General features: G+C 69.5%; 11 protein-coding genes. 7 read left to right on the top strand and 4 right to left on the bottom strand.

Annotation, left to right across the window (positions count from 1 at the left end; translation table 11 throughout):
• The first annotated feature begins 61 nt into the window (after window positions 1-61).
• From HDA39_RS07800 to hrpA, 5 genes are all read left to right on the top strand, one after another.
• Window positions 62-1,072 carry a Bug family tripartite tricarboxylate transporter substrate binding protein gene (locus HDA39_RS07800; RefSeq protein ID WP_184794557.1) on the top strand — a complete coding sequence of 337 codons (1,011 nt, stop codon included), beginning with the start codon at window positions 62-64 and terminating at the stop codon, window positions 1,070-1,072.
• Window positions 1,069-1,596 carry a tripartite tricarboxylate transporter TctB family protein gene (locus tag HDA39_RS07795; RefSeq protein WP_184794556.1) on the top strand — a complete coding sequence of 176 codons (528 nt, stop codon included), beginning with the start codon at window positions 1,069-1,071 and terminating at the stop codon, window positions 1,594-1,596. Before HDA39_RS07800 ends, HDA39_RS07795 begins: the two co-directional genes overlap by 4 nt.
• The gene (locus tag HDA39_RS07790) at window positions 1,593-3,164 is read left to right on the top strand and encodes a tripartite tricarboxylate transporter permease (RefSeq protein WP_184794555.1); all 1,572 of its coding nucleotides are present in this window, start codon (window positions 1,593-1,595) and stop codon (window positions 3,162-3,164) included. Before HDA39_RS07795 ends, HDA39_RS07790 begins: the two co-directional genes overlap by 4 nt.
• 127 nt (window positions 3,165-3,291) lie before the next feature.
• A complete protein-coding gene (locus tag HDA39_RS07785; protein ID WP_184794554.1) occupies window positions 3,292-3,696 on the top strand; it encodes a universal stress protein in 405 nt (134 codons plus the stop codon).
• A 200-nt stretch (window positions 3,697-3,896) separates the two neighbouring features.
• Complete coding sequence (gene hrpA, locus HDA39_RS07780; RefSeq protein ID WP_184794553.1) at window positions 3,897-7,829, top strand: ATP-dependent RNA helicase HrpA; 3,933 nt, start codon at window positions 3,897-3,899, stop codon at window positions 7,827-7,829.
• Here hrpA and HDA39_RS07775 read toward each other — a convergent pair.
• The 3 genes from HDA39_RS07775 to HDA39_RS07765 form a co-directional block, all read right to left on the bottom strand.
• Window positions 7,826-8,635: an alpha/beta fold hydrolase gene (locus HDA39_RS07775; RefSeq protein WP_337925667.1), complete on the bottom strand. Its 810-nt coding sequence runs from the start codon at window positions 8,633-8,635 to the stop codon at window positions 7,826-7,828. The genes hrpA and HDA39_RS07775 overlap by 4 nt on opposite strands.
• A gap of 62 nt (window positions 8,636-8,697) precedes the next feature.
• Window positions 8,698-10,962, bottom strand: a complete 2,265-nt coding sequence (locus HDA39_RS07770; protein WP_184794552.1) for a discoidin domain-containing protein — start codon at window positions 10,960-10,962, stop codon at window positions 8,698-8,700.
• Between the two features lie 140 nt (window positions 10,963-11,102).
• Complete coding sequence (locus HDA39_RS07765; protein ID WP_337925666.1) at window positions 11,103-11,954, bottom strand: helix-turn-helix transcriptional regulator; 852 nt, start codon at window positions 11,952-11,954, stop codon at window positions 11,103-11,105.
• A 94-nt stretch (window positions 11,955-12,048) separates the two neighbouring features.
• On the opposite strand from HDA39_RS07765, the gene HDA39_RS07760 reads away from it, so the two are divergent.
• Window positions 12,049-12,822: a phytanoyl-CoA dioxygenase family protein gene (locus tag HDA39_RS07760; protein WP_184794551.1), complete on the top strand. Its 774-nt coding sequence runs from the start codon at window positions 12,049-12,051 to the stop codon at window positions 12,820-12,822.
• A gap of 61 nt (window positions 12,823-12,883) precedes the next feature.
• Here the strand turns inward: HDA39_RS07760 and HDA39_RS07755 are convergent, their stop codons facing one another.
• The gene (locus HDA39_RS07755) at window positions 12,884-13,300 is read right to left on the bottom strand and encodes a VOC family protein (RefSeq protein ID WP_184794550.1); all 417 of its coding nucleotides are present in this window, start codon (window positions 13,298-13,300) and stop codon (window positions 12,884-12,886) included.
• Window positions 13,301-13,452: 152 nt separating this feature from the next.
• Between HDA39_RS07755 and HDA39_RS07750 the strand changes: the two genes are divergently transcribed.
• Window positions 13,453-14,223 carry a fructosamine kinase family protein gene (locus tag HDA39_RS07750; protein WP_184794549.1) on the top strand — a complete coding sequence of 257 codons (771 nt, stop codon included), beginning with the start codon at window positions 13,453-13,455 and terminating at the stop codon, window positions 14,221-14,223.
• Window positions 14,224-14,276 lie beyond the last annotated feature (53 nt).

Below are 14,276 nucleotides of genomic sequence, written 5' to 3'. Positions count from 1 at the left end.
TGCTGCTACGGTCGCCAGTGATCCAGGCCACTGTCCCCCCGCGTGCCTGAGGAGGTACCCCATGTCGCGCCCCGTAACCCGCAGGGCCTTCGTCACCGGCGGGTTGTCGCTGAGCTTTCTCGCGACGACCGGCTGCGCCGCCCTGGAAGGCGGCAGCGTCGCGGGCGATTTTCCGTCCCGCAACGTCGAGATCATGGTGCCGGCCGCCCCGGGCGGCGGCTGGGACCTGACGGCCCGCCAGTTCCAGCACGTCGTCCAGGAGGACGACTTCCTGCCCGGCCGGTCCACCTCGGTGGTGAACGTGACCGGCGCCGGCGGCGCCGTCGGCATCTCCAAGCTGGTCACCAAGAACCGCAAGGACCCGCACACGCTGATGATCACCGGCCTGGTGATGGTCGGCGCGCTGACCCTGAACCAGTCGAAGATCACCATCTCCGACACGACGCCGATCGCCACCATCACCGCCGAGCAGGAGGTGTTCGTGGTGAAGGCCGACTCGCCGCTGAAGTCGCTGAAGGACCTGGTCGCCAAGTACCAGGCCGACCCGGCGTCGGTCAGCTGGGGCGGCGGCACGATCGGCGGCACCGACCACATCGCCGCGGGAGTCCTGGTGAAGACCGCCGGCGCGGACCCGTCGAAGGTGAAGTACATCAGTTACTCCGGCGGTGGCGAGGCGACCGCCGCGATCCTGTCCGGCGACGTCACGGTCGGCATCTCCGGGCTGAGCGAGTTCGAGGAGCAGATCACCGCCGGCAAGATGCGCGTCCTGGCGACCACCGGCACCGAGCCGATGACGGTCGACGGCCGGCAGCTACCGACGCTGAAGTCCGAGGGCTACGACACCGAGGTGCTGAACTGGCGCGCGATCGTCGCCCCGCCGGACATCCCGGAGGCCGACCGGCAACGGCTGATCGAGTTCGTCACCAAGGTCAACAGTTCGCCGGAGTGGGACGAGATCCGCAAGAAGCAGGGCTGGACCGACTTCTTCCAGACCGGCGACGAGGCGAAGAAGTTCATCGCCGACGAGACCACCCGGGTGGAAGGCCTCTTGAGAGAACTGGGGATCGTATGAGCGCCACGGAGGAGACAGAGCCGGTCCGCACCGCCGACGTAGAGGTCGAGGCGTCGCGGCTGGTGCGGATCGTCGCGGCCGTGGTCCTGGTGGTGCTGAGCGCGACGTTCCTGGTGGGCGTCTTCGACATCCGCAGCCCGAAAGGGCTCGATCCCCAAGGTCCGCGGTTCTTCCCGCTCCTGGTCACTGCCGCCTGGTTGCTGCTGTCGATCGGCTATCTGATCGAAGGCCTGCGCTCACCCCGTACGGCGAAGGCGCCGGCCGAGTCCGGCGGCGGCATCACCGGCCGGAGCTGGTTCGAGCCGGTCGCGCTGTCGGCGCTGCTCGTGCTGTACGCCTTCCTCGTCGTACCGCTCGGCTACATGATCGCGACCGCCGGGCTGTTCTGGGCCGCGGCCCGGGTCCTCGGCAGTCGCCAGCTCGTCCGCGACATCGTCGTAGCCGTAGTCACGGCCGTCGTCGTCTACATCGCGTTCACGCAGTTCCTCGACATCTCGCTGCCAGAAGGGGTGCTCGGCCTGTGATCTCACTTGCCGTCTTCGGCGACCTGATGCACGGCTTCGGCACCGTGCTCGACCCGATGAACCTGCTCTGGGCCGTGCTCGGCGTGACGCTCGGCATGCTCGTCGGCATCCTGCCCGGCATCGGCCCGGCGCTGACCATCGCACTGCTGCTGCCGATCACCTTCAACTTCTCCGACCCGATCGGCGCGTTCATCATGTTCGCCGGGATCTACTACGGCGCGATGTACGGCGGCTCGACCACGTCGATCCTGATCAACACGCCCGGCGAGTCCGCCTCGGTCGCGACCGCGATCGAGGGCCACAAGATGGCGCTCAAGGGGCGCGCGCGAGCCGCGCTGGCGACGGCCGCGATCGGTTCGTTCATCGCCGGAACGATCTCGACGGTGCTGCTGACCTTCGTGGCCAAACCGATCGGCAACCTGGCCAGCCAGTTCCAGGCCACCGACTACTTCGCGATCACGCTGCTGGCGATGGTCGCGGTCACCGCGCTGGTCGGCCACTCGCTGGTCCGCGGGCTGCTGTCGCTCACGGTCGGGTTGTTCATCGGGTTGATCGGCCTGGACAGTCTGTCCGGCGCCCAGCGGTACACGTTCGGCACGCTCCGGCTGCTCGACGGCGTCGACGTGGTGATCGTGATTGTCGGGTTGTTCGCGATCGGCGAGACCCTCCACGTCGCGTCGAAGTTGCGCAGTACGCCGGACCGCCCGGCGGTGCTCGAGAAGGGCCGGCTGCGGACCGGGTACCTGAACAAGTCCGACTGGAAGCGCTCGTGGGCGCCGTGGTTGCGCGGTACGGCACTGGGCTTCCCGTTCGGCGCGATCCCGTCCGGCGGCGCCGAGGTGCCGACCTTCCTGTCGTACACGATCGAGAAGCGGCGGGCGAAGAAGGCGGGGCGCAAGCACCCCGACGAGTTCGGCGACGGCGCGATCGAGGGCGTGGCCGGGCCCGAGGCGGCCAACAACGCGTCGTTCTCCGGCGTCCTGGTGCCGCTGCTGACGCTCGGCCTGCCGACGTCGGCGACCGCCGCGGTGATGCTCGCGGCGTTCCAGATCTTCAACGTGCAGCCCGGGCCGCAGCTGTTCGAGGACCAGGGCACGCTGGTCTGGACGCTGATCGCGTCGCTGTACGTCGGCAACCTGATCCTGCTGATCATGAACCTGCCGCTGATCCAGATCTGGGTCCAGGTGCTGAAGGTCCCCCGGCCGCTGCTGTACGCCGGGATCCTGGTCTTCGCCTGCCTCGGCGTCTACTCGCTGTCCGGCTCGGGCTACGAGGTGCTGATGGCGCTGCTGATCGGTGTGGCCGGGTTCTTCATGCGCAAGCTCGACTTCCCGATCGCGCCGGTGATCCTCGGCGTGATCCTCGGGCCGACGATGGAGGAGCAGTTCCGGCGGGCGCTGGTGATCTCCAACGGCGACGGCAGCGTGTTCTTCACCCGGCCGCTCAGCCTGATCATCATCGTGCTGACCGTGCTCGCGCTGTTCGTCCCGTACCTGCCGCGGCTGGTGGCTCGCATCCGCGGCACGCAGCCGACCCGCGACCGCCTGACCTTCGGCGAGGACGACTGATCGCGGACGTGCACCACCCACCAAGCACCGCGGTTCCCGGCCCGGCACGCTCGGGTGAGCGTGCCGGGCGGGTTCGGTGGGGACTTGGTGGGTGGTGCAGGTCCATCGTGATGGGAGAGTGTGAGTTGTGAAGATCCTCGTCGGCTACGTGCCCACCCCCGAAGGAGAGGCCGCGCTGACCGCGGCCGCCGCCGAAGCCGAGCTGCGCGGGGCCGGCGTCCTGCTGCTGAACACCAGCCGTGGCGACGCCTACATCGACAACCGCTACGCCAACGCCGAGGAACTCGCCGCCGCCGAGGCCAAACTCCGCGACGCCGGCGTCGAGGTCACCATCCAGCAGGCCGTCGGCACCGGTGACGTCGCCGCCGAGCTCCTCAAGGCCGCCGCCGCGGACGACGTCGCCCTGATCGTCCTCGGCCTGCGCCGCCGCAGCCCGGTCGGCAAACTCATCCTCGGTAGCACCGCCCAGCGCGTCCTGCTCGAGTCGCCGGTGCCGGTCCTCGCGGTGAAGGTGACCAGCCCCCGCGACTAATCCGGGTGAGCGGTTGGAGTGGAGCCTCTAAACTGGTCAGTGCCATGCCTGATGCCCGGACCGAGTCCTCCAGTCCCTCTCCCGCTACCGGTCCCGCCCAGGACCCCGCCCGTACGGCGAACAACCGGCGGCGGCCGCCCCGCCGCCGCGGGGGAAAGCCGGCAGCCGACCGACCTGCCGTAGATGCTTCAGAGGTTTCTGTGGGTGACTTGCTGCCTCGGTTGGAGCAGTTGACGGTTCACGACCGCGAGCAGCTCGGGCGGCGGTTGGAGCGGGTGCGGACGACTCGCGAGCCGGCCAAGCGGGCTCAGGCGCTGCAGGGGATGCTCGGGGCGTTCGAGCAGGCCGAGCGGCGGGTGGAGCAGCGGCGGGCCGCCGTACCGGAGATCACGTATCCCGAAGAGCTGCCGGTCAGCCAGCTCAAGGACGAGATCGCGGAGGCGATCCGCGACCACCAGGTCGTCGTGATCGCGGGTGAGACCGGCTCCGGCAAGACCACGCAGATCCCGAAGATCTGCCTCGAACTCGGCCGCGGCGTCCAAGGCCTGATCGGCCACACCCAGCCCCGGCGGCTCGCGGCCAGGACGGTCGCCGAGCGGATCGCCGAGGAGCTCGGGACCGAGCTGGGCGACACCATCGGGTACGCCGTGCGCTTCACCGACAAGGTCAGCGAGCGCTCCCTGGTCAAGCTGATGACCGACGGCATCCTGCTCAACGAGCTGCAGCGTGACCGCGACCTGAGCCGCTACGACACGCTCATCATCGACGAGGCGCACGAGCGCAGCCTGAACATCGACTTCATCCTCGGCTACCTGCGCCAGCTGCTCCCCCGCCGCCCCGACCTCAAGGTGATCATCACCTCGGCGACCATCGACCCCGAGCGGTTCGCCGAGCACTTCGCCGACGCAGGAGGCAAGCCCGCGCCGATCGTCGAGGTCTCCGGCCGCACGTACCCGGTCGAGGTCCGGTACCGCCCGGTCAACGACCCCGAGGACCCGAGCACGCTCGACCGCGACCAGACCCAGGCGATCCTGGACGCCGTCGACGAACTGTCGGTCGAGGCACCCGGCGACATCCTGGTCTTCCTCAGCGGCGAGCGCGAGATCCGCGACACCGCCGACGCCCTCAACGACAAGTTCGCTCAAACCCGTGGCCGCCCAGGCCAGTCGGTCGAGGTGCTCCCGCTGTACGCCCGGCTCTCGAACGCCGAGCAGCACCGCGTCTTCCAGCCGCACAGCAGCAGCCGCCGGATCGTGCTCGCGACCAACGTCGCCGAGACCTCGCTGACCGTGCCGGGCATCAAGTACGTCATCGACCCCGGTACGGCGCGCATCTCGCGCTACAGCCACCGCACCAAGGTCCAGCACCTGCCGATCGAGGCGATCTCGCAGGCCAGTGCGAACCAGCGCAAGGGCCGCTCGGGCCGGACCAGCGACGGTATCGCGATCCGGCTGTACTCCGAGGAGCACTTCGAGGGCCGGCCGGAGTTCACCGATCCCGAGATCCTGCGCACCAACCTCGCCTCGGTCATCCTGCAGATGACCTCGATCGGCCTCGGCGACATCGCCGCGTTCCCGTTCATCGACGAACCGGACAAGCGCAGCATCACCGACGGCCTGCAACTGCTCACCGAGCTCGGCGCGATCGAGTCCGCGAAGGCCAGCGAGCGGCACCGCCGGCTCACTCCGGTCGGCAAGCAGCTCGCGCAGATCCCGCTCGACCCGCGGCTGGCCCGGATGATCGTCGAGGCGGACAAGCACGCCTGCGTCCGCGAGGTGATGGTGATCGCGGCCGCGCTGTCGATCCAGGACCCGCGCGAGCGGCCGACCGACGCCGAGGCGCAGGCCACCCAGTCGCACGCGCGCTTCCGCGACCCGAACAGCGACTTCCTCGGGTACCTCAACCTCTGGGGCTACCTCAAGAAGCAGCAGAAGGAGCTGTCCGGCAACCAGTTCCGCCGGATGTGCCGCAGCGAGTACCTCAACTACCTGCGCGTCCGCGAGTGGCAGGACATCTTCGCCCAGCTGCGCCAGGTCGCCTCGCAGATCGGCGTCACGCTCAACTCCGGCGAGCCCGCCGACCCGCAGAGCGTGCACGTCTCGATGATGTCCGGTCTGCTGTCGCACCTCGGTATGAAGGACCCGGCCAACCAGCACCAGTACCTCGGGGCCCGCGGCACCAAGTTCGCGATCTTCCCCGGGTCCGGCCTGTTCAAGAAGCCGCCGCAGTTCGTGATGGCCGCCGAGCTGGTCGAGACCTCGCGGCTGTGGGCGCGCGTCAACGCGAAGATCGAGCCCGAATGGGCCGAGGACATCGCCCAGCACCTGATCAAGCGCAGCTACTCCGAGCCGCACTGGGAACGCAAGGCCGGCGCCGTGATGGCCTACGAGAAGGTCACCCTGTACGGCGTACCGATCGTTGCCCGGCGCAAGATCAACTACGGCTCGGTCGATCCCGAGGTGTCGCGCGAGCTGTTCATCCGCAACGCGCTGGTCGAGGGCGACTGGGACACCCACCACAAGTTCTTCCACGCCAATCGCGAGCTGCTGGCCGAGGTCGAAGAGCTCGAGGAGCGCACCCGGCGGCGCGACCTGCGCGTCGACGACGAGACGCTGTTCGCCTTCTATGACGAGCGCCTCGGCCCCGAGGTCGTCACCGGGCGGCACTTCGACACCTGGTGGAAGAAGGCCCGGCAGCGCGACGCCGACCTGCTCGACTTCGAGCGGTCGCTGGTGGTTCGTGAGGGCGCCGAGGTGCGGGAGGAGGAGTTCCCGCTCACCTGGTCGCAGAACGGGATGACCTTCGACCTGACGTACGCCTTCGAGCCCGGCACCGACGCGGACGGCGTCACCGTGCACCTGCCGCTGCTGGTGCTCAACCAGGTGACGGCCGACGGGTTCGAGTGGAGCGTTCCCGGCTTCCGTGAGGAACTCGTCACCACGCTGATCAAGTCGTTGCCCAAGGCCATCAGACGCAACATCGTGCCGGCACCGGACCATGCCCGGCAGGTGCTCCCCCACCTCGACCAGTCGTCCGGGCCGCTCACCGACGCGCTCGCCCGCGAGCTGCGCAACCTGCGCGAGGTCGTCATCGACGAGTCCGACTGGGACTGGACGCGGGTACCGGAGCATCTGCGGATGACGTTCCGGGTGGTCGACGACCAGCGCAAGACCGTGGCCGAGAGCAAGGATTTGGCCCGGTTGAAGGAACGGCTGAAGCCGAAGACGACGGCCGCGATCTCGAAGGTAGCGTCGAAGGCCGTCAGCGGGCTGGAGCGGGGCGGCCTCACCGACTGGACGATCGGCGACCTGCCGCGCAGCTTCTCCGAGCACCGCGCCGGACTGACCGTCGCCGGGTACCCGGCGCTCGTCGACGAGGGCAAGACGGTCGCCGTCCGGCTGCAGGAGACCGAGCGCGACCAGGCCGCCGCGATGTGGGCCGGGACGCGCAAGCTGCTCCTGCTGACGATGCCGTCGGTGGTCGACGTCGTGCAGAAGAACCTGACCAACCAGCAGAAGATGACGCTGCTGGCCGGTCCGCACCGCAGCGTCGGCGATCTGCTCGACGACGCGATCTCCGCGGCGATCGACCAGCTGATGACGGCGGCCGGCGGCCCGGCGTGGAACCTGACGGCGTTCTCGATCCTGCGCGACGCCGTCCGGTCCGAGCTCGCCGACACCGTGCTGACGATCCTGCAGCAGGTCGAGCAGGTACTCGCGCACGCCCGGACGGTCGACAAGCAGATCTCGCGGTCGTCGAGCCCGGCGCTGCTGGCCGCGCTGTCCGACGTACGGGGTCAGCTGGAAGGCCTGGTGCACCGCGGGTTCATCACCGAGACCGGCGCGCAGCGGCTGCCCGACCTGATCCGCTACCTGCGGGGGATCGAGCAGCGCCTCGACAAGGTCGCGGCGAACGCGATGCGGGACCGGTCCGGGATGGCGATCGTGCAGCTGCTGACCGAGGAGTACCAGGCGCGGTTGCGCGCCGTACCGGCCGGGAAGTACCCGAGTCCGGAGCTCCTCGACGTGCGCTGGATGCTGGAGGAGCTCCGGATCAGTCTGTTCGCGCAGACGATCGGTACGCCGTACCCGGTGTCGGACAAGCGGATCCGGAAGGCGCTGGCTTCGGCCTAACCGGCGACCGGGGGCTCCGGCTCCGGGGCGTCCAGGAAGCCGGTCACGAGCTCGCGGAACAGCTCGGTCCGGGCCAGGCCGAAGAAGTGCGTGCTGCCCGGGATCACCGCGAGCTGGTTGACGGGCAGCCCGACGAAGTCGGCGTTCACGTCGCCGCCGAGCAGCTGGTAGACCTTGACCGCGTGCTCGAGCTTGAAGCCGTCGTTGTCGCCGACGGTGAGCAGGGTCGGCACGCTGATCGACTTGATCTGCTCGTCGGTCCACTCCGGCACGCCCTGGTTGAAGGTGCCGAGCTTGTCGAGCAGGGCCTGCAGATGCTCGACGTCCGGGTGCGGCGACTTGGCCAGGTAGTCGGCCTCCATCGGCGTACCGGCGATCATCTCGACCTTCATCTCGCCGACCGCCGCGTTCTCCGGGCGGTCGCCCTCCTTCTGGAACGACGCCGACGAGATGATCGCCTTGCGGATCAGCTCCGGGTGGACGATCGCCAGGTGCTGGGCGACTCCGGCGCCGACGCTGAACCCGAACACGTCGACCTGCTCGAGGCCCAGGTGCTCCAGCAGACCCATCACGTCGGAGGCCAGACCGGGGCAGGTCAGCAGCCGGTCGATGTCGTTGGTCCGGCCGTGGGCCTGGAAGTCGGTGGCGATCACCTGCCGGGTCTCGGCCAGCTTCGGGATCAGCTCGCCGAACTGCAGGTCGATGTTGAACAGCCCACCGTGCAGCAGGAGCAGCGGCGTGCCGCCCTCGCCGTGGATCTCGTAGTACATCTCCAGGCCGTTGACGGGCGCGTATCCGGTCTTCACTGCACTCTCCCCTGCGGTCGGTGGGCCCCCAGTATCGGGTACCGGGGGCCCACCGCAAGGGGTTACGGGTAGTTGGTGACGTAGCGCTGCTGGGTCGCCGCGTTCGCCGTACCGCCGGTGTTGTTGATGACGTTGCTGATCGTGCCGACGCCGCCGAGCGACACCGAGACCAGGCCGTGGAACCGTACGCCCGGGGTGTCGGGGACCTCGAAGGAGCGGGAGGCAACGATCGACGGGTTGGTGTTGAAGAACGAGTAGCTGCCGACGCCCCACGCCTCGTGGTTGCTGACGCCGTTCGCGACCTTGTACGCCGCCCAGCCCTGGGTTCCGCCGCCGCTGCTCCAGCCGGCCTGGTTCGGGACGTCGTACGGGAACTCGTTCTGGAAGAAGTACGTACGGCCGTTGTTGCCGTTCCAGAGCACCTCGTACTCCTGGTAGTGCTCGACGAACAGGCCGTACATGGTCACGTTGCCGCCGTTGACGACCAGCCCGTTGGCCGCGGTGTTGACGTCCCAGCCGATGCCGTCGCCGTGGTCACCGCGCCACAGCCAGAGGTGGTCGCCGATCACGTTGTTGCTGTTCACCTGCACGCTGATCGTGGCCCTGCCGACGTGCGCGCCGCCGATCCGGGCGTAGACGTCGTGCAGCGAGGTCGGGTTGGCGGCGTGGTTGGCGTTCGAGCCGGCCGGGCCGACCTGGATCAGGACCGGCGAGTTGACCGGGCCCGCGTCGACCAGGAAGCCGGCCAGCTTCACGCCGTCCACGTCAGCGACGCTGACCGCCGCCTGACCCGTGTCGGGGATGATCGTGGCCAGGCCGAGACCCAGTACGACGGTGTTCGGGCGGTTGACCTTGATGCTGTCGTTGAGGTGGTAGATCCCCGGCGTGAGCAGCAGGTGCTTGCCCTGATCGAGCGCTGCATTGATCGTCGCGGCGGACGCGCCGGGCTTGGCCACGTAGAAGTCGGCCAGGCTGATCGACGTACCGGCGGCCGGGCCGTTGGACCAACTGGTGCCGGAGGTGTTGTTGCGCAGGGCCGGGACGAACACGTTGTAGTTGCCGTCGGCCCCGAAGTACAGGAACGGCTTCTCCCGGATCTGCGGGGTCTGGCCGACCACCGTGTGCGAGGGATTCGGGAAGTTCTGCGGCGGTGCGCCGTTGACGCCGACGAAGACCATGTTCCAGACCGAACCGGCCCAGCCGTTGCCGAACTCGGAATTCCGCGACAGCCACTGCTGCTGCGACCCGGAGACCACGCGGCCGTCGATCTTGGTGTCCGCGAACAGGCCGCCGCTGGCCCAGCCGTCGCCGCCGTTCCAGAGCTGGATCTCCGGCGCGCCCTTCAGGTGCATCCGGCGGTACGGCGCCGCCTGGGACACCGCCCAGCGCTCGATCTGGCCGGGCGGGGTGGTGACGGCCAGGTTCTCGGCGGAGCGCCAGAAGTTCTGGGTCGCGTTGCCCTTGTTGTTCGGGTTGTCGCCCTGCTGCAGCCAGTCGGCCTCGACCCGGACGTGGCCGTTCAGGTTGACGTCGTCCGGGGACAGCCCGAGGCCGGCGACCTGGGTGTAGAAACCGAGGTTCACGTCGGCGGTGTAGGTGCCGGGCTTCCACAGTGCGGCGTACCGCTGGGTGCCGAACTGGTTGGTGTGCATCTCGGCGGCGATCTGGTTCAGCTTGTTCTGCATCTCGGCCTGCGGGGTGCTGGGGCTGAAGACCGACACGTTCGGGCCGAAGTCGGGGTTGCGCGGGTCGGTCGGCGGGATCACGGGACCGGTGCCTCCGTCGGTCGTGCGGACGGCGACCTCCCACAGCGAGTACCCGTAGCCGGTCGCGCGCTGGGTGCCGGTGATCCGCAGGTAGCGGCCGGTGCCGTTGACGTCGAGGGTCTGGGTCCCGCCGGTGCTGGTGGTGGTCGCGTAGAGCTGCGTCCAACTGGTGGCGTTGTCGGAGGCCTCGATCCGGAAGGCCTTGCCGTACGCCGTCTCCCAGGTGAGCGCGACCTGGCAGATCGCCTTGCTGGACCCGAGGTCGATCTGCAGCCACTGGGGATCGGAGAACGCGCTCCCCCAGCGGGTGCCCGGGTTGCCGTCGACGGCGGCCGAAGCCGGGACGCCGCCGTTCTCGGTGGACGAGGCTGTGGCCGGGCGGCCCTGGGCGGCGTTCGCCGTACCGCAGGCGGCGTCCTGCTGACCGACCGCGGCGTCGGCCTCACCAGAGACGACGAGTGCGGTGGCCAGCAGGAGGCCGGAGGACAAGAGCGCCAGCGAGCGGCGGAGAAGCGCTGGGGACCGGCGCGCGGGCACCGGGGAGCGCGTGCTGAAGGACATGGGCGAGACCAATCAGACGGTGAACAGGGCGGGTGAGAGAGCGCTCTCTGAGAGAGTGGCCCCGCTCCGCCGCGGTGTCAAGGGAACGTTCCCCGAGCGCGGTTCCGGAACTTCCTGCGCCCGTCGGCGCGCGGCCGGCGTTACGGGACGAAGGCGCGCTGGGCCCGGTGGCGGAAGGTTCGGGGGGAGACGTGGTGGGCGGTGGTGAAGCGGCGGGTGAAGTAGGACTGGCTGCTGAAGCCGCAGCGGGTGGCGATCGTGGCGACCGGGAGATTGGTTGCTGCTAGCAACGATGCGGCGTGTTCGAGGCGGAGGTCGGTGACGTAGTCGGTAGGGGTCGTGCCGTAGGCGGCGCGCAGCGAGCGGGAGAGGTGGGCAGGGCTGACGCCGGCCAGCTGTTGCAGGCGTGGGACGCCGCCGCGCAGGTTGTCCTCGGCGCGCATCGCCGTACAGGCTTCGGCGAGCCAGGTGGGAGTCGGGCGGCCGGCTGGGGTGGCGAGGTCGTCGGGTGAGACGAGCGGGAGCAGGTCGATCCAGAACCGCAGCAGGTCGTACTGCGTGGGCTCGGCCTGGTAGCGGGAGAGCGCGGTCTCGAACGTCTCGATCGCCGCCGTGGGATCGGCGGGACGGAAGGTGATCGGCCGGCGCGCGGCGTCCCAGGTGCTGCCGGGATTGGTCCTGGTCAGGTTGAGAAAGCCCTGCCAGGCCGAGCTCGGGAACGCGATGTTGACGAACTCCAGCCCGTACGGCGCACCGCCCCGGATCGCGTGCCGGTCGTGCGGCCGAACCAGTACGACGTCACCCGCGCTCAACGGCAGCGTCCCGGTCGGCAGCAGGTGCTCGCCGCGGCCCGACACGACGCCCATCAGCTCGTGGAAGTCCGCGTGCGTGTGCAGCTCGGAGTCCCGGGCCCGCGCGGCGAAGTGGACGCGCGCCGCGTGGTACGGCCGGCCGAGGGCCCACCGCTCGAACCGCAGAGCCTGACGCAGCACGTCACGAGAGTACAAGTTCGCGTCAGCCCGCTGCTAGCGCCGAGCCGGCCCGGGCCTCGACGATCGAGGCAGGACCGATCCGAAGGAGCCCGAGATGACCTCCACAGCCAGCGAGATCGCGGCGTACGAGCGGGACGGGTACGTCGTGTTCCGCGACGTGCTCGATCCGGAGCTGATCAAGGAAGTGAACGGCCATGTCGCCTGGCTGCAGGCCCGGCATCCCGACGTACGGCCCGAGCAGCTCGGGCACGTGTTCCTCCGCGACGACCCGTTCTGGGTGTGGCTCGTGAGCGACCCGCGGCTGCTGGAGATCGCCACGCTCTTCGTCGGGCTGGACCTCGCGTTGTTCGCGTCGCACTACATCTCCAAGCCGCCGTACTCCGGGCAGCCGGTGCTCTGGCACCAGGACGCGGCGTTCTGGCCGCTCGACCCGATGCGCGTGGTGACGCTGTGGCTCGCCGTCGACCACTCGACTCCGCGCAACGGTTGCGTCCGCGTGATCCCCGGCAGCCATCTCGAGCCGGTGCTGGCGATGCGCGACAACACCAGCGTGGAGAGCGTTCTCGGGAAGGAGATCGCGGTCGAGGTCGACGAGTCGCGGGCCGTCGACATGGTGCTCGCGCCGGGGGACGTCGAGGTGCACCACCCGAACATCGTGCACGGCAGCAACGCGAACACGTCGCCGGACCGGCGGTGCGGACTGACGATCCGCTACATCCCGACCTCGACCCGGATCACCGACCCCGAGGTCCCGTACCCGAGCGCGTTCCACCTGCAGGGCTCCCCCGGCGTCAACACCTACCAGCCCCGCCCGCCGTACGTCGAAGGCCGCGACTACCCGTTCGCCGGCAGCGCGGACTGGGCCTAGAAACGCCGAACGGCCGGCGTCCGCGAACTGGGACGCCGGCCGATCGATGGTCGGTACGAGGTCACTCCAGGCAGATCCGGAACGGGTGACCGGCCGGGTCGGCGTACACGCGCCAGCCGCGGGCGTTCTCGGCCGGCGGGGCGTCGACCGGGTCGAGCGGCTCGGCGCCGAGGGCGACGACGGCCGCGTGACCGCTGGACAGGTCCTCGACGATCAGGTCGAGGTGAAGCTCGAGGGCGTCGGTGCCCGGCCAGGTGGCCGGTACGTAGTCTTCCGAGCGCCGGAAGGCGAGCGACGAGAAGCCGAGCGTCGAACCGGGGCCGCTGAGGCTGCGCCAGTCGTCGTCACCGTGCTCGTCGATCTCCAGACCGAACAGCGTCGAGTAGAACCGGGCGAGCTCGAGTGGGTCCGGGCAGTCCAGCACCACCGAGCCGAGCCGCCCGGCGGTACTGCCCGGCTGCTCTGCCACCTGCGTCATCTGTCCTCCAGCTTCCTTGTCAGGAGTTGGGCCCGTCCTGGTCAGAAGGCCCGGAACACCATGACAGGTGACCGGCCCATCGCGCACCTTCCGACACGCATGGTTTCCACGTCAGGGTGATCCGGTCCCCACAGACCTGGCAGAGTGCGCCCATGACCGCCCCGCCCGCCGCGTTCGTGAAGCGCCGGCTCGACGCTCCGCCGGGATTCTTCGAGGTCGAGGCCGCCGGGCTGCGCTGGCTGGCCGTGCCCGGCGGAGTCCCGGTCGCGCCGCCGCTCGAGTTCACCGCGACCAGCATGACCACGCCGCACCTGGACACCGTCCCGCCGACCGGTGCCGCCGCCGACGAGTTCGGCCGGCTCCTGGCCGTCACGCACGCCGCGGGTGCCCGCTGGTACGGCGTACCGCCGGACGGCTGGGACACCGACGGCTTCATCGGCACGATCGAGCTGCCGCACAGCCTGCGGCCGCTGGACACGTGGGGCGCGTTCTACGCCAACCTGCGGCTCCGCCCGTACCTGCGGACGGCGTACGACGTCGGCACGATCGACGGCGCTCACCTGAAGGTGTTCGAGCGGCTGTGCCACAAGCTGGAGGCCGGCGCGTACGACGACCCGGCGGAGCGCCCCAGCCGCCTGCACGGCGACCTATGGTCCGGCAACGTCGTCTGGTGCGCCGACGGCGTCCACCTGATCGACCCGGCCGCTCACGGTGGTCACCGGGAGACGGACCTGGCCATGCTCGCGCTGTTCGGCATGCCGCAGGTGGAGCGAGTCCTGCGCGCGTACGACGAGGCGCACCCGCTGGCGGACGGCTGGCGCGAGCGGGTCGACCTGCACCGGCTGCATCCGCTCCTGACCCACGTGGTGATGTTCGGCGCCGCCTATGTGCCGCGCGCGCTGGCGGTGGCTCACCACTACTAACGCAGGGAGCTGTCCGAAAGGTCTTGACTCATGCTGTGAGCGGACGAACACTT

This window comes from Kribbella italica (assembly GCF_014205135.1).
In the GTDB taxonomy this organism is placed as follows: domain Bacteria; phylum Actinomycetota; class Actinomycetes; order Propionibacteriales; family Kribbellaceae; genus Kribbella; species Kribbella italica.
The sequence above is the reverse complement of the archived record's forward strand: the minus strand, read 5'-3'. Positions and strand labels throughout refer to the sequence as shown.

Coding starts and splice junctions, on each gene's coding strand:
- HDA39_RS07800 (WP_184794557.1), top strand. CDS start 62: ATGTCGCGCCCCGTAACCCGCAGGGCCTTCGTCACCGGCGGGTTGTCG.
- HDA39_RS07795 (WP_184794556.1), top strand. CDS start 1,069: ATGAGCGCCACGGAGGAGACAGAGCCGGTCCGCACCGCCGACGTAGAG.
- HDA39_RS07770 (WP_184794552.1), bottom strand. CDS start 10,962: ATGTCCTTCAGCACGCGCTCCCCGGTGCCCGCGCGCCGGTCCCCAGCG.
- HDA39_RS07760 (WP_184794551.1), top strand. CDS start 12,049: ATGACCTCCACAGCCAGCGAGATCGCGGCGTACGAGCGGGACGGGTAC.
- HDA39_RS07755 (WP_184794550.1), bottom strand. CDS start 13,300: ATGACGCAGGTGGCAGAGCAGCCGGGCAGTACCGCCGGGCGGCTCGGC.
- HDA39_RS07750 (WP_184794549.1), top strand. CDS start 13,453: ATGACCGCCCCGCCCGCCGCGTTCGTGAAGCGCCGGCTCGACGCTCCG.